We start from the raw sequence: 15,187 nt of genomic DNA, 5'->3' as shown, positions 1-15,187 counted from the left end.
CTGCTTTTATGCCAGCACTCGACACCCTAATTCTTCAGGGTTTTACGCAAAGTTGTACGCCTGCAGGCGGACAAATTGACTTCACACTGCGCACGACGGGCGGCCTAGGCGAGTGGATTGAATATCTGCTCGAAAACACGAAGACGCAGGAAACCTTCAGCGAGCAGAAGCCCGGCTATTACGCCCGCTTCAGCGTGACCGGGATCCCAAACGGCGAGTATCGGCTGACGGGTAGCAATAGCGACGGCTTTGTCGTCGAGCCGCGCAGCGTCTCGATTAGCTGCGCCGCGCCCCCGCCGCCCCCACCCCCACCGGCCCCCACGGATCCGCCGCCCCCGATCGAGCCTGCTCCAGAGCCGGAGCAGCCCACGTGCCAGGATCCGGAAGCGGACAATTTCGGGAGCACGGAAAACGGGGGCCTCTGCGTGTACTCGCCCCGGGTGGTGCTCGATGAGCTGGAGCCGCTCGTCGCCAACGGTGCGCCCGTCCTGGTGAGCCTGCGCTCGGCGCGAGTGGGCGGCACACCCAGCCGCGCACGTGCGCAGATCCTGCTCGTCGGTGCTCTGCCCGCTGGAGCAGAGCTGCGCGTGAATGGCTTCGCGTTCGTCTGCGGTGAGCTGACGCGCTCCGATCGCTTTCAGGACGCGCCGACGCTGCTCGCCGCGCTGGAGAGCGTGCCGCAGCTCGTCGGCCAGTATGAGCTAACGCAGCCCAGCGGTGACGCCGTGCTGCTCGTCGCACGTGACGAGGGGAGTCTCGGCGATCTCGACGTGAGCACAACGGCCGAGGCGCAGATCCTGCTCGACGTGACGGACGGCGCGCCGCGGTACCGCTCGCAGCTTCGCGCCGAGTGGGGCGTGTACTGCGAAGTGTGGGCGCAGTGCGGCTCCGACTTCGGCGGCCAGACGACGAAGGCTCGCGCCGTGCTCGCGCAAAAGTTCGAAATGCGCTACCGGCCGGATAACCGCTATCAGTTCGATATCGCCGACGCGCTCCAGCAATACACGCAGCACACGCTCACGACGGCCCCCGGCCAGATTCCCGATCGCCTGGTCTCTTACTTCGTGCGCTACGGCGAAACTTACGCCGATCAGCGGGGCGGCTTCCGACGTCGGCGCAACGTGTACGAAAGTGAGGTGCTCTGGGCTTTGGAAGCCGTCGAGCTGCCGAGCGAAGTCGCTCCCGGCGTGCGCGTGCTCTCCAGTGCTCCCGTCGAGCGCGTCGGGACGCCGTTCCAAGTGGCCTATTTGCTGCTCACAGCCGCCGCAGCGTCGGAGCTGGAGTACTGGAGCACGGAGACGGCTTATAACGGCGTGACGAGCACGATACGACGCGATGCGCTTCCTGGCGTCGCGCCCATGGGCGGCGTGTACTGCTTGCCGTTCGTTTTCGATCCGACGAAGCAGCGCTCGACGCTGGGCTTTGCTCGCAGCTCTGCTCCCGACGTCGAGATCCGGACCGCGACGCTCGATCTCACGACGTCGGGACGGGCTATCTCATTCGCCAACCGACAGGGCGGCTTCGATACCGTCGTCTTCCTGGGCGCGCAGGAGCCCGCGCTGAAGCGCAGCGCGAGCAGCTACCAGAACGCGCAGGGCGAGCAGCTGCGACGCGTCGAGCTGGAGCTGCCCGTCCGTCTCACTTCGAAGCTTCTGGAGCTGGAGTACTGGAATTGGCTCCGGACGGAGCTAGGAGCGACCTCGTCCGGCTGGGTTGATGGCCGTCCCGTCACGATCAGCGATCTCGACGCGCAGGGCGACCCCATAAAAGCAGAGTATTCGCTCTCTGTCGAGTACAAAACCGCCCCGATTAAGGGCCTTTCCAACTAAAATGCGAGAGATTTTCCTTGAAATTGACGGTAAAATCGCCGATTTACCGGCTAATCTGAAGGGTATTATCCGGCTGATGCAGGCGCAGAACGCGCTCGCCGATATCGATACGCGTTCCGGTGAGTATTCTTACCCGCTTACGCTGCCCCTGACGCGCCGGAATTGCGCGATTTTCGGCCAGAAACAGCACGCGCAGACGCTCGATAAGTTCGTCAAAACGGATTATTCCTACTCTCTGCGCGTCGGATCGGAGCACTTTCGCGGCACGTTCCGCCTCTCCAACCTGAAAAATGGCTTCGGCGGTAACCTGCTCGGCGAAGGATATAGCTGGGCGCTGGCCCTGGGCGAGCGCAAGCTCAACGAATTGGAGTTTCCCCTCGTCGAGTACGACGGCTCCCAACTGGAGCAGATCCTGAGCCAAGGCTGCGACGAGACAGATCTTCAGTTCCCGCTTCTCTCGTTCGGGAATTTCTTCATACCTGCAGGCACGCGCACCAACCGCAACGGCGAGCAGGAAGACGCCCCCGTTCCCGCGCAGGCCGTGATCGGCTATCCGCTGTCCGTTGATGATTATTATCCCGGTGTGTACTACCGGAACGTTGTCCGGAAGATTTTCGAGTCGATCGGCTGGCACGTGCAAGGGAGCGTCCTGGAGTCGCCGGAGCTGCGCGAGTGGGTGCTGACGGCCGCAGGCTCCGGCGCGGCCAACGCGTGGCCCTGGGGGGCGCTGCTCCCGGCTTCCGCTGCTCGCTCGACGCCGGAGCACTACTTCAGTTTTTACGGGCGTGGTCCTGGGGGCGGCTACACGAACAACGCCGCGGCGTTCGACGAAGAGCGCGACGTCGCTTTCTTCGTGCCGCAGACGACGCTCACTCAACCGGGCGGGACTCGCGCCCTCTCCAGCCGCAAAGCCGAGTACACCGCCCCGCAGTCGGGCGTCTATGACTTCAGCGCCGAGGTTCGGATCTCGGAAGCTTGGCAGGCCGTCGATCGCGAGAACAGCACGAAAAAGCCGACACCCTACTTCTACAAGTTTGCTCCAGTAGTCGCGGCGCTCGTCGCGTTTCGCGGCGGTGAGGGCTACACGGGCGCTGACGGTGGGCTTTGCTCGACGGGCGCGTTCGCCCCGTTTCAGGATCGCGTACTCGCGCACGTGCGCCTCGACGAGCCGAACGGCTGGAGCCTCAGGACGGGCCGCTTCCCGCTGAATGCCGGGGGCGTGTATCTGGAGACGGGCGACGTGGTGCGCTTGGTATTCTTCGCCCGGCGTCGCTATTCGGAGCGCGGCGACGGGATCGACGCTTATAAGCGCGAAGAGCTGCACGTCACGGCGACGTCGTCCTTCGCGTGCTCGCGCTTTTACGGGCCGATGCTGATGCAGCCCGCCGACGTGCTCCCGCCGATCACGCAGAAAGACTTCCTGAAGGATCTGCTCGTTCGCACGAATACCGTCCCGGTCGCGGATCTGGAGCGTCGCGTCGTTACGCTGATGAGTCGCGACGAGCAGCGGCTCGCGGCCGGCGCTGCGCTCGATCTCTCGCCGCTCGTCGATCCGGAAGCCGTCGAGCACGTGCCCACCATGGGCGCGGGAGTCGGGCTGCTCACCTTCCGCCCCGCGCAGACAGAGGATCCGCTGCTTCCTGCAGGCGCCGACGTGGTGAGCGTGCGCGTCGGCTCCGGCGCGCAGGAAAAGTCGATCGGGAGTCTGCTCGCTCCCGTCGCGCTGCGCTCCTACCGGCTCCAGCTCGCGCAGCAGCAGCTCGCGCCGATCCCGACGATCACGACGGCCGACGTGCTGAAGCAGGACTGCTCCGCCGTCGAGTGGGATATCAGCTCGCTTGCGCCGCGAGTGGTGCGCTACCTGGGCCCGGATCCGTCGCTTCAGATTCCCTTCCAACTGCGCAGCGTGCCGCTCGCTCGCGCCGACTGGAGCGGCGCGCTGCGGTGGGACGGCGACGAGGGCGCTGTCTCGCGCTTCTACGCCGGAACGCTTCAGCAGGCGCTTCGCGGCCACCTCTCCAAGTTTCCCGCCCCCCTCTCGCCGAGTCTGTATCGGCAGCTGACGCCGGGGCGCGAAGTCTGGCTGCACGGTGCACAGTACGCCGCCGAGACGAGCAGCGGCTTCGATCCGGCTGACGAAGCCGGACAGACGTCGATCGAGCTGCTGCGCGTCGTGTAGAATTACAAATAATAAAACAGCGATTCTGAGTCAGAAACGGCACAAAGGCAAAAACCTTTGTAGTAATACAAACTTATGGCCAATCAAAAAAAGGTTTACACGATCGAGATTCAGATGGACTCGGCGCGCCAGCAGTTGGCGGACGCGACGAAGCGCCTGGAGCAGCTCGATCAGCAGCTCGAAGGGATCGATAAGGATTCCGACGTCGGGAAGGCGCTCGTCGCCGAAATGGCCAAGGCCGCGAAGGAAGTCGAGTCGCTGACGGACGAAGTCGGCGACCTGGGCTCGGCGCTCGATAACCTGAAGCCCGGCACAGTGGGCGCGCTGAAGGCCGAGATCGAAGAGCTGGAGGCCGCGTTCGAAGCGAGCGTTATCGGGACAAAGGAACAGGAGGAAGCGCTGCTGAAGCTGGGCCAAGCGAAGGGCCAGCTAAAGGAGCTGGAGGACGCAGTCGATGCGCTCGATCCGAAAATGAAGGCCGCAGCATTCGTCGATTTTGCGAACGGCGTCGTCGGCGCGTTTTCCGTCGCGACGGTGGCCGCTGAGACGTTCGGCCTCTCCAGCTCGCAGGCGGAAGAGTATCAGAAAAAGCTCCTTTCGCTGATAACGGTGCTGGAGGGCGTCGATCAGGTTTCGAAGGCGCTCAACTCTGAGACGCTGTCTGTCATTAAGAGCAGCGTCGCGTCGGCGAAGGCTTGGCTCGGCGTGGGCGAAGCCGCGCAGACGTCCGGCAAAATGACGCGGGGCGCGCTGCTCGCGTCCGGAATCGGGGCCGCGCTGGTGCTGATAACCCTGCTGGCGGCGAATTGGGACAAAGTCACCGAGGCGACGAGTCGCTTCGCGCTGCGTTTTAAGCCGCAGCTCGACGCGATCAAGTCGATCGTAAGCGCTACCGTCGATAACGTGCGGGATCTGCTCTCTGTCGTCACGTTTGGCCTAGTGGACTCGGCGGATCAGGCCGCCAGAGCCGCCGCCAAGGCCGCAGCGGACGCGCAGGCGCAGATCGCCAGCGAAGCGCGTGCTCGTCGGATCGCGCTACTGGAGGCCGAGGGGCGCGACGTGTCCGCGCTGAAGGCTCGCCAGATCGCGGAAGATCTGAAGCGGCTGAAAACCGGGACGGCGGAAGAGCTGAAGGCGTTCCGCGACAAGTACAACGAGCTGCTGATCCTGGAAGCGCAGTACAAAAAGCAGCAAAAGGATCAGGCGCTCGCCGAGGATCTGGCCCGTTTGAACGCGCAGATCGCGCTCCAGACGGCGAAGGGCAAGGAGACGTTTGATCTTCAGGTGAAACTTCGTCAGCGCGAGCTAAAAGCGTTGCAGGAAGCCGTCGAGCGCGACGGCGCAGCAATCACGGCCAAGATGGGCGAGATCGACGCGATCCGTGCGGCGAAGAAAAAAGCGGCCGCAGACAAAGCCGCCGCCGCTGAAAAGGAGCGACTCCAGAAAGAATACGACGCATTTAAGGAGCGCGTCGTCGCGACGGAAAAGGAGCAGTTTCAGGATCTCGACGCGGCCGAAAAACGCAAGGCCGAGCGCCAGCGCCAGGCATTCGAGAAGTACGCGCCGATCGTAAACGAGGGAAACGAGAAGATTCAGAAGCAGCTCGCCGCCGAAGCGGAGGAACGCGCAAAGCAGCTCGCGCCGATCAGCTTCAGCGATAACGTCCTGATTCGCGTCTTCGGGCTGCGCCCCGATCAGCTCGACGCCGCGAAGGAAGCGATCGCGCAGTCGGCGCAGATCCTGTCGGAGTCGATCAACTCGATCACCTCGACGCTATTTGCGGACGCCACCGCCGCGGCCGACGAGCAGCTCCAGCTCGCGCAGCAGCGGTACGACGAGATCTCCAGCAAGCTCGACGCGGCCACGTCGAAGCGCGAGGCCAGCGAAGAGGCGCTGAAGTCGGCCACCGGTGCCCGTCGCGACTACCTGCTCCAGAAGATTCAGAAGGAACGCGCCGAGGAAGAGCGACTCGCCAACCAGAAAGCCAAAGCCGCCGCCGCCGAGCAGGAAGCCGCCGCCAAAAAGGCCAAGCTCGAAAAGCAGCAGCAGCAGCTCACGGCCGCGAGCACGCTCGCCGCGAGTGCCTATAATTCCGTGATCGCAGTGCAGGCCGCGCTCGAAGCCGTGAAGAGTGGCTCGAAAATGCCGTTCCCCCTCAACATTGCGGCCGTCGTGGCTTCGCTGGCCGCCGTCGCCTCGACTGTCGTGCAGGCGCGCTCGCTGGGTAAGTCCCTCGGCGCTGGCGGCACGCTGGAGAACGGCGGCGAGATCGTCGGCGGCTCGCACGCTTCCGGAAACGACGTGCCCGTCCTGGGCGGGAAGTATCGGGTCGAGGGCGGCGAAATGATTACGCCCGTAGATGCGACGCAGCGCAATCGGGCCGCGCTGGAGCTGATCCGCACGCAGGGCCGGAAGCGGACGCTGCTCCCGGCCGACTTCGCGCAGGCTGGCGCGGTGCGCGTGTTGCCGTCGCCGTCGCGCTCTGGTGCTCCATTAGCAGCCGGCGGCGTGCTCGAGGTTGCCTCAGGCAGCAACACAGGCGCAACGGCTGGCAGCAGCTCGTCGTCCGCGCTGGAGCTGCTGCTCGCGCAGGCGAACGGGCTGCTCGCCGAGATCGCCACCCACACGCAGAGCGCGGCGGATCGTCCGGATCCGGTGCTTCAGTTCGGGCCGAGCGAAGCGCTGTCGGCGGATCAGCAGTTGCAAGTCGCTCGCGACGCTGGCGCTCCCGTCCGGCTCTGACGTGGCCTAGAACGGGCGCCAGCGCACGCTGTTATCCTTCAGCACGATAAAGAGGGCACTATCCAAGACTAGGGCCCCGGCAGCGTTTTTCTCGCGGTACGCGTGAACGAGCTGCTGGCCTAGGCGGGTGGTGTCCTTTTGTTGCTCCAGCGCGAGCGCCTGCTTACCGAGCGCGATCATTGCCTCTTCTTCCTGGAGCCATTCGGCCTTCCATTGCGGTTGCTCCTTCATGCCGAGGCGCGTCGCTTCCTGCACTTGGCGATATTTCAGTTCGGCGTGCGGCTTCAGCTTCGCGATCGAGTCGCGCAGCACCTTCGCCCGCAGGCCGTTCTCGTCCTGCTGACGCCAGGGCGTGGCCTTGCTCCAGCGAGCAGGCTGGTAGCTCTCCGGATCGCCAGCCGAGGCCTTGATCGTCGAGCTGATTCTTTCGTGAAGCGCGGCGTCGGGATCTGAGGGCGAGCAGGCCGTCGCTAAAAAGGCCAGAAACAGGCCCGTAAGCAATGATTTCATGTTGTGCGATAGTGATTGCTTTGCGAAGGTAGCGAAGCGGCTGCGCTCTTTTTTTGTCACAAAACCGGAGTTGTCCCTTTTATCTCTGCGCGGTTGTCATGTGCCGCGCAGTCGGGTAAGCAGCGTGGTGAACTGCGAGAAAGGAAAATGAGGAAGAGAGAGCGTCCGTCCGCAAGGATCGGGCGCTCTTTTTTTGTCACAAAATCGAGCCTCTCCCTTTTGGGAGTGTGAGCAAGAAACTAAAGCGCGTAGCAGTAACCCTCGACGAGTCGGACGCCTCTAAAGGCTACCAGCGTGTTTCGCTGGTTTCGAAGCCCGCTATTCAAAGCGGCTGGGTGGCCCTGTCCGCTGCTCCAGTGCAGAGCGCGAAGCGCGTGCACCTGTCCGCAGAGCCGCAGAAGCAGCTCCTGACCGGCCCCGTCCTGATTCCCGATCAGGATATTCTCCGGCTCGACGCCGAGGGCAAGCCCTACAACATTTTTTTCTCCGCAGAGCAGATCGAGAAGATCGGCGCGAAGCTGATGCTCGAAGGCCGCACGACGGAGACGAACGATCAGCACGCCGACGAGCTGACGGGTAACACCGTGCGCGAGCTGTGGATCGTGGCAGATCCCAACGACGACAAAGCTCACTCTCTGGGCCTGGACGTGCCAGCGGGTACGCTGATGATGACGCTCCACGTGGCCGACTCTGACTACTGGGAAAAGGAGATCGTGACGGGCAATCGGACGGGCTTCTCGATTGAGGGGCTTTTCGATTTCGAGGAAGTCAAACTCGCCGCGACGTCGGCAAAAACCAACCTAATGAAAAAATCATTTTTAAAGATCATGCTCGCCGCGGCGCGTGTGATGAAGCTCCAGCTCGCGCAGGTGGAACTCGAAGACGGTCGCGTTTTCGACGTCGCAGAGGACGGCACCGTGAAGGAAGTAGGCGACGACGGCGAGCTGGGCGACGCAGTCGCCGATGGCGACTACCAGGTGAAGGGCGGCGGCACGCTGTCGGTTGAAGGTGGGAAGAAAAAAGCCGCCGACCCTGATCCCAACGTCGAGAATGCCGACGAGCAGAAAGCACCAGCGGCCAAAACGGACGACACGAAAACCGAAGAGCCGAAAGCCGAGGCAGTGACGGCCGCGCAGGAAGCGCTCGCCGGAGTGCTCGACGAGACGGACGCCGCGAAGCTGACCGCCCAACTGAAGAAAGCGCTCACCGCCCTAGGCGTGACGGAACTCGCCGCGCAGGAAGTGAAGCTCGAAGCAATCACGATGGCCGACGATCGGATTTTTAACCTGAACCCGATTACGCGTCTGCTCACCGACGAGGCCGGTCAGTACATCCCTACCGGCGTGTATGCCTGCAAAGACGGCTCTTACTTCAAGGTCAATCTCGATCAATACACCTACTCGATCGACAAAGAGACTTATGACCGCAGCCTGAAGCTCGAAGCCGTCGAGCTGGAGCTGGCCGAAGCTCGCGAGCAGCTATCGAGCGAGTCGAGCACCGGGAAGCTCAACCTGAGCAGCGACGTCGTCGAGCTGACCGCAGAGCAGAAAGCCTCGCGCCCCCTGGCCTTATCTCTGATCGACGAGCTGCGGGCCCGCAAATCCTAAAAATCACCTTTCACACTTTTTTAAAAAAGGCCGTGAACGGCCGCAATTCAACTAAATGCAGTACAATCCTAAAGTTTTCGCCGGTAAGCACGCGCAGGACATTATCGCCCTGGTGATCCTGGCAAACCGCACCATTGGCAAAGGGATCGTTCGCTTCCTGCCGGAGATCAAGAATGAGGAAACGATCACCACGATCAGCGGCGATATCGAGTGGGTCGATTACAAAGAAGACATTAAGGAGACAGACCTCGCCGGTTATGAGGCGAACAACTCCCTAAAGTTCTCCGATCGCACCGTGAACCCTAAAAAGATCATGGCGCTCGACGGCTTCTCGATGGAGGATCTCCGGAACTCCCGCTTTAGCGAAGATATGCTGAAGGGCGCGGCTAATATCACGTCGAACAAGTTCGAGCAGACGGTTATCGCTTACGTCGAGCCTCGCCTCGGTAAGAACTTCGAGAAGCTGATCTGGGGCGGTGTATCGGCTACGGATAAGGCGAAGATCGCCGCGTCAGCTAACGTGACGGACGCTCAAAAAGCCTGGGCTGCTGGGCAGAAAACCACCAAAACGACGGGCCTGCTCGCCGCTGCTTTAGTTGCTGCTACGGAAGATGCAGACGGCAAAGTGATTGCTGTCTCTCCGACTGGCACGATCGACGCGAGCAATATCGCCGCCAATTACAAGCGGATTCATTCGGCCCTGCCGGTGGAAGTTTCGGGTAAGGCGACGCTCTTCGTGCCCGAGGGCGACTTCGCGCTGATTCTGCAGGCGAACGATAACGAGACGTATCGCGACAAATTCACCGTTTCGGGCGACGATATCGAGACGGCTGTCGTGAAGTACCTGGGCATGAAGATCGAGTTCGTTCCGATTAACTACCGGATTGCCGGCCTTCAAACTGACTTCGTAGTCGCGACGGATCTGCTGTCGGACGCCTCGTCTTTCGAGATCGGCAAGGTGAACAACCTGGGCGACAAAAAATTCGGCAAGGCCGTCGCCGTGGTTGATACGACGCTGCTGCTCCCGCAGCAAAAAGTCGTGATGGTCTAATGACTAAGACGACGAAAACAATCAAAGAGGCGGCTACTCCGGTAGCCGCCTCTGCGGTTTCGCTCCAAGACGCAGCAAAGGAAAATACGCTGCTGCTGCACGGCTTTTCGCAGGACACACTCGCCGAAGCAGACTCGCCGATCGCGCCCGTCGTGACGATCGAGCAGCTTCAGCTCCAGCTCGCAGAGCAGCAGCGCGAGATCCAGCGCCTGCGCAGCGTGAATGCGCAGACGACGTCGCAGTACGTCTCGATCGGCGCACGCTGCGACAAGCTCCAGCGCGAGAAGCTCCAGATCGAGCGCGAGCGCCGCGAGCTGGAGATCGTGACGCGTCAGCTCACGGCCAAGGTTATCCGCCTGGAGCCGATCCTGACGCCTGCTCCCGCTGCGCCGCTCGACGAGCACGCCGAGACTCGCGAGCTGCTGCGTCGCTTCAAGCTCCCGCAAGCCTGGCAGGACGGATCCGGCCAGTACTATTTCGACGAAAAGGCAGCGCAAGCTGCTCAGGCCACCACAGTAGTAACTCCAGAAGTTTAAATGAAACTAGGTAAAAGCATTACCCGCGTAGCTCGCTACGCGCAGGGCGGACTCGCTCTCGCGATCGCCCTCTCGACGCTCACCGACAAAGGCCTGTCGAGCCTGCTGATCGAGCGCGAACCCGATCCGGAAAACGGCGAGGGAGCCGAAAAGATCAAGACGATCTCCCTGCGTCCTGACGCTGGCGTGACGATTCACCGGCTGGAGTTCGAAGACGATCAGGCGTATTACTCCGACGCGACGCAATTCGGGAATAACACTTACCCTAAGCACGCGATCGGCTATAAGTTCGCCGGTAAGACGCGAGCGCTCGACGCGTTCTCGAAGGTGGCCGACCTGACGCGCACGACGCATATCTGCAAGACGCGTATGGGCGACTACGTGATCGTAGGCGCTGATAACGGCCTGAGAAACGAGAAGAACGACTCCGGCTCCGGCACGGCTCCCGGCGACTTCAACGGCTTCGACATGGTTATCAGCGGCGCGGAAAGCCGCAAAGCCGAGCTGCTGACAAAGGAGCAATTCGAGGGACTGCTCGCGCAGGTGGACGCCGCCGCTGCTGCTCCTGGCGCCTAAGTTCTGACGCCGTGCTCTACTCACTACTAGGCACGCAAATAGTGGCGATCGGGGGCGTGAAGACGCTCCTGGTCGCCCCTTTTGCTAAAGGCCGTTTTTCCTACGCTGACGCAAACTGCTCGACGATCAGCTCGATGGCTGGCCTCTCCGGTTGGGAGCGCTTCGAATGCAGTGAGGCGAGCGAGTTCGGCGAGCAGTACGCGCTCACGAAACAGGGCGATCAGTACGCGCAGGCGATCGGGCTGCTGATGCCGAGCCTCTCGGCTGAGCGTCGATCCGTCCTGCAGGCGCTGCTCCAGACGGGGCCAGTGATCGCGCTGCTGCTCGACTTCAACTCCAACTGGTGGCTTTACGGCCAGACTCGCGGCCTGCGGCTGCTGAAGTTTCAGTTCAAGGGCGGCACGTTCCGCGGCGAGACGAGCACCGGCTTCACGCTGGAGGGCACGCAGGACGACGCCGCTCGCGCCGTCAATAAGACTTTTATCAACCTGATACACAACAGCGGCAGCACGCCCACGACGCCGCAGGACGGCGTCCCGGCCACTCCCGCCCCGACACCCTTCCGAGGCTTCGCTTATCTGCTCCCGGCCAAGCTGGGCCAATTCTAGGACAATGCACGCAACTACCGTCCCGCTAAAACTCGCCGCGATCGAAGTTCCCGTTCCCCAACTCAACAAAGCGCAGGGCTTCGTCGAGTGGGGCGGTCAGCACGGCTTCATGAAGGAAGTACTCGCGCTGATCGAGCACTCGCCCACGGCGGCCGCGATGTGCGCTCGTCGAGCGCTGTTCACGGCTGGGCAGGGCTTCGTCACGGATAAGAAGCTCTATCCTAAGCTGCACGCGTTTTTGAAGAAAATCGCACTGAGGGGGCGCTACCGCACCGCGAACAAGCTGCTCCGGCGACTGTCGAAGGACTTCGCCAAGCTGCGCGCCTTCGCGCTTCAGATCGTCTGGTCGAAGGATGGCAAGTATATAACGGAAGTCTATCACCAGCGGATCGAGCAGGTAGCCTCAGGGCCCTTGAACGATAACGAGGAAGTCGATACGTTCTATCTGTGCCGGGACTGGACAAAGCTCCAGCTCTACAAGCCGCAGCCGATCGCGGCCTTTAATCCGGAAACAGCCAAAAAAGATAAGCGGCAGCTGCTTTTCTACTTCGGCGAAGACGCCGGATCGGAGTACTACCCGACGCTGGAGCTGGCTCCAGTGCTCAACTACATGAAGGTTGAGGGACGGCTCTCGAAATACCACGATAACCGCGTCGCGACGCGCTTCGGTATCGATACGCTGATTAGCATCCGGAAGGGTCCGATCGACGAAACGCTTCCCAACGGCGATAAAATCACAGCAAAGTCGCAGCGGGACAAGTTCACTAACACCGTAAAGGACAAGTATCAGGGCGAGGAAGCGGAATCGGTTATGATCCTGTGGGGCGACGGCACGACGGATTCTGCGGATAAAATGGCCGAGGTGCAGACGATCACGACGGTAACGCCGGAAACCTACGAATCCGTTGCGGAGCAGGCCAAGCAAGCCATTCTGAGCGTCGGCGGCGTGACGTCGCCCGTCGTGGTGGGCCTTCCTGGCGGGGGCACGCTGGGCGGCGACGGGGCCGAGATCCGGGAAGCCTTCGAGATGTACTTCAACACGGTATGCCGTCCGGATCAGGTCGCGATCCTGGAATGCTTTTACGACGATATCCTGCCTTATGTGAAGGGTATCAATCAGGATCTACCGGGACTCGACGAGGATAAGCCCGCGCTCGATATCCTGACGACGCTCCCGATTAAGTTCATGTTTAGCGAAGCGACGCTCGAAAACATTCTCGACGAAGACGAGCTGCGCAGCATGATAAACTACGGCAAGCGCGGCGCCGGAGCTGCTCCAGCGGGAGACGAGTCCGACGAGCGCGATCAGGATCTCGAAGATGAAGAAGCCGCTGCTGCTTAGGCTCGCCGACTACTACGAACGGCGGGAGAATGAGCAGAAGCTGCTCCAGCTCGCGAAGTACTCCGAAAAGCTGCTGCTCTACTACCTGAATCAAGTTCCCTGCGTGTTCGCCTATCGACTGGCGGACACGCCGGAGAACCGCAAGCGGGGCCGCGCTGGGCAGCTTTCCGGCTACCGGACGGGCGTCCGGAATCCGAACTTCATTCCGGCCAGCAAGCAGGCCAAGACGAACGGCTTCGGTACGCGCTACTACGACGAAGGACGCCAGAACTGGCGAAGCTGGAGATCCGGCAATCTGGTAACCGTGACAGCCTTTTGGAGCGTCGAGCAGCAGCGCTTCGTCGAGACGCCGGAAGAGGCGGGAATCGTGGCCGGCGTCGAGTTCAAAGCGAAGCCGCTGCGCGAGCCGGTAGTCAGCCAGGCGAAAGCGGATCGAATAGCGAAGCGGGAAGCCGCCAAGCGGGAGCGCGAAACGATTAGAAAGAATTTAAAAGCCCGAAAATGACAGCTTTAAAGCATCTTATCACAAGTGACGAGGTAACCGAGCGCACCGTCGTACAAGTAAACGCGGGGCATAAAAAGATTACGATCGCGATACCACTCGCCGAGGGACGGCGACTGCGGCCGCTGCTGGGCGATCGGCTTTTCGACGAGCTGCTCGCCTTCGCGCAGAAGGAAGCGAGCGACGTCGCAGATCCTCTCGCTTCATTGGCCAATGAAGTGAAGAATATGCTCGCCGAGTGGACCGTCGTTCAGGCGTGGCCGTCGCTGTCGATGCACGTCACGGACGCGGGAATGACCGTTAAGAACGGGAAAGACGTCTCGACGTCGGCCGACTATAAGACGACGCAGGATCTGCTCGCGATGGTTACCGGCAACGCCGAATATTACTCCAGTGAGTTCGTCCGCTGGATTACTGAGCATAAGTCGGATTATCCGTCTTACGCGCCCTACGGATCCGTTGCTGCGCCGTCGTCTGGCTTAATCGGGGGGCTGGACTGCTAATGTTTACAGCGGAAGAAATACTGAAGTGGCTGCTCGGCCTGCTCGCGAGCGGCGTCGGGATGGTGCTCGTCGGCCTAGCTACGCGGCTAATTAAGCAGTTCGGCGTCCTGACGGAAGCGCTCCAGAGCAACACGGAAGAAATTAAAGGCCTGTCGGCCACCGTGCGCCGACTCGATCGGGAAAACCGATCGCTGCGCAATTCTCACGACGCGATCACGAAGCACCTGATCGCGAAGGGCATTCTCCCGGCTCCGGATCCCTACCCTGCGGCCGAATACGATCCTGCATAATGAAAACACAGCTACCCTCTTTTATCGAGCGCACCTTCCACGACGCACGCGGCCAGCCGGACGGCCGGATGATGACGCTCGCCGCCTTTACGGTTGCGAGCGTGCTCTGCTTCCCGATCGGCTGGATCTTCAATCGCTGGCCCCCGTCCGAAATTTGGTTTCCGACGCTGGCGCTGATCGCGGCCGGTTACGGCTGGAGCACCTTCGAGAACAAAGCCAAGATTCAGGCGGAAGCGGCGCAGCAGTGCTCGCCGGAGCAGGACGGGGTCGCGCAGTAGCGCGGCCCTTTTTTGTGTCACAGATCCGACGCTGCTCCTTTTGGGAGTATGCAACTAACAAAAACTCAACTGATGGCCGCGCTGATCGGCTGCTCCGCTGCTGAAGCGGACAAGTATCTCGCCCCGATAAACGAGACGCTGCTGAAGTACCGGATATACTCGCCGCTGCGCGTGGCCCACTTCCTGGCGCAGATCGGCCATGAATCGTGCGGCCTGGACTACGCGAGGGAGATCGCGAGCGGCGCTGCGTATGAAGGCCGGAAGGATCTGGGCAATACGCAGCCCGGCGACGGCGTGCGCTTTCGGGGTCGGGGGCTGATTCAGATCACAGGCCGGGCCAACTATTACGCGCTGGGCAAAGCCTTCGGCGTCGATCTGATCGCGAACCCTGTTCTGCTGGAGCAGCCGCGACTCGCCGCGCTGTCGGCGGGCTGGTACTGGCAGAGCCGGAACCTGAACGAGATGGCGGACGGGAATTTCTTCGTCACGATCACGAAGCGGATCAACGGCGGCCGCAACGGGATCGAAGATCGCGAGCGTCGCTTCCTGCAGGCTGCGAAAGTACTCGGCATTCCTGGCGGGGTGGTGCCTGCTCCAGTGGCCTAGGCCAGTTAGTGTATTACGAAAACCCAGC

General features: G+C 61.8%; 15 protein-coding genes. 14 read left to right on the top strand and 1 reads right to left on the bottom strand.

The window, feature by feature from the left end; genetic code table 11:
• The first annotated feature begins 8 nt into the window (after positions 1 to 8).
• From EU556_RS11075 to EU556_RS11065, 3 genes are all read left to right on the top strand, one after another.
• Positions 9 to 1,829 carry a hypothetical protein gene (locus EU556_RS11075; protein WP_167855541.1) on the top strand — a complete coding sequence of 607 codons (1,821 nt, stop codon included), beginning with the start codon at positions 9 to 11 and terminating at the stop codon, positions 1,827 to 1,829.
• Position 1,830: 1 nt separating this feature from the next.
• Positions 1,831 to 4,008 (top strand): hypothetical protein, encoded by a 2,178-nt coding sequence (locus tag EU556_RS11070; RefSeq protein ID WP_135434117.1) that lies wholly within the window; start codon positions 1,831 to 1,833, stop codon positions 4,006 to 4,008.
• A 75-nt stretch (positions 4,009 to 4,083) separates the two neighbouring features.
• Entirely contained in the window at positions 4,084 to 6,750 is a 2,667-nt protein-coding gene (locus EU556_RS11065; RefSeq protein ID WP_135434115.1) for a coiled-coil domain-containing protein, read from the top strand.
• Between the two features lie 6 nt (positions 6,751 to 6,756).
• On the opposite strand, the gene EU556_RS11060 is transcribed toward EU556_RS11065, so the two are convergent.
• Positions 6,757 to 7,260, bottom strand: coding sequence for a hypothetical protein (locus EU556_RS11060; protein ID WP_210116261.1), 504 nt, complete (start codon positions 7,258 to 7,260; stop codon positions 6,757 to 6,759).
• 227 nt (positions 7,261 to 7,487) lie between these two features.
• Here EU556_RS11060 and EU556_RS11055 point away from each other — a divergent pair, with 227 nt between their 5' ends.
• Genes EU556_RS11055 through EU556_RS11005 form a run of 11 tightly spaced genes read left to right on the top strand, consistent with a single transcriptional unit; the run spans position 7,488 to position 15,159 of the window.
• Positions 7,488 to 8,867 carry an XkdF-like putative serine protease domain-containing protein gene (locus tag EU556_RS11055; RefSeq protein WP_167855540.1) on the top strand — a complete coding sequence of 460 codons (1,380 nt, stop codon included), beginning with the start codon at positions 7,488 to 7,490 and terminating at the stop codon, positions 8,865 to 8,867.
• 55 nt (positions 8,868 to 8,922) lie between these two features.
• On the top strand, positions 8,923 to 9,918 hold the full coding sequence (locus EU556_RS11050) for a hypothetical protein (protein ID WP_135434108.1): 996 nt from the start codon (positions 8,923 to 8,925) through the stop codon (positions 9,916 to 9,918).
• Positions 9,918 to 10,454, top strand: a complete 537-nt coding sequence (locus tag EU556_RS11045) for a hypothetical protein (RefSeq protein WP_135434106.1) — start codon at positions 9,918 to 9,920, stop codon at positions 10,452 to 10,454. Before EU556_RS11050 ends, EU556_RS11045 begins: the two co-directional genes overlap by 1 nt.
• Positions 10,455 to 11,030 carry a hypothetical protein gene (locus tag EU556_RS11040; protein WP_135434104.1) on the top strand — a complete coding sequence of 192 codons (576 nt, stop codon included), beginning with the start codon at positions 10,455 to 10,457 and terminating at the stop codon, positions 11,028 to 11,030.
• A 56-nt stretch (positions 11,031 to 11,086) separates the two neighbouring features.
• Entirely contained in the window at positions 11,087 to 11,638 is a 552-nt protein-coding gene (locus EU556_RS11035; RefSeq protein ID WP_135434102.1) for a hypothetical protein, read from the top strand.
• Positions 11,639 to 11,642: 4 nt separating this feature from the next.
• On the top strand, positions 11,643 to 12,980 hold the full coding sequence (locus EU556_RS11030; RefSeq protein ID WP_135434100.1) for a hypothetical protein: 1,338 nt from the start codon (positions 11,643 to 11,645) through the stop codon (positions 12,978 to 12,980).
• Positions 12,958 to 13,485 carry a hypothetical protein gene (locus EU556_RS11025; protein ID WP_135434098.1) on the top strand — a complete coding sequence of 176 codons (528 nt, stop codon included), beginning with the start codon at positions 12,958 to 12,960 and terminating at the stop codon, positions 13,483 to 13,485. Before EU556_RS11030 ends, EU556_RS11025 begins: the two co-directional genes overlap by 23 nt.
• A complete protein-coding gene (locus tag EU556_RS11020; RefSeq protein ID WP_135434096.1) occupies positions 13,482 to 13,985 on the top strand; it encodes a DUF6712 family protein in 504 nt (167 codons plus the stop codon). The genes EU556_RS11025 and EU556_RS11020 overlap by 4 nt, the downstream gene beginning before the upstream one ends.
• Positions 13,985 to 14,275, top strand: coding sequence for a hypothetical protein (locus EU556_RS11015; RefSeq protein ID WP_135434094.1), 291 nt, complete (start codon positions 13,985 to 13,987; stop codon positions 14,273 to 14,275). The genes EU556_RS11020 and EU556_RS11015 overlap by 1 nt, the downstream gene beginning before the upstream one ends.
• Positions 14,275 to 14,553, top strand: coding sequence for a hypothetical protein (locus tag EU556_RS11010; RefSeq protein WP_135434092.1), 279 nt, complete (start codon positions 14,275 to 14,277; stop codon positions 14,551 to 14,553). Before EU556_RS11015 ends, EU556_RS11010 begins: the two co-directional genes overlap by 1 nt.
• Positions 14,554 to 14,601: 48 nt before the next feature.
• Entirely contained in the window at positions 14,602 to 15,159 is a 558-nt protein-coding gene (locus EU556_RS11005; RefSeq protein WP_135434090.1) for a glycoside hydrolase family 19 protein, read from the top strand.
• Positions 15,160 to 15,187: the final 28 nt, after the last annotated feature.

Source organism: Hymenobacter fodinae (genome assembly GCF_004745825.1).
Lineage (GTDB): Bacteria > Bacteroidota > Bacteroidia > Cytophagales > Hymenobacteraceae > Hymenobacter > Hymenobacter fodinae.
This window is presented reverse-complemented; position numbering and strand designations above follow the sequence as displayed.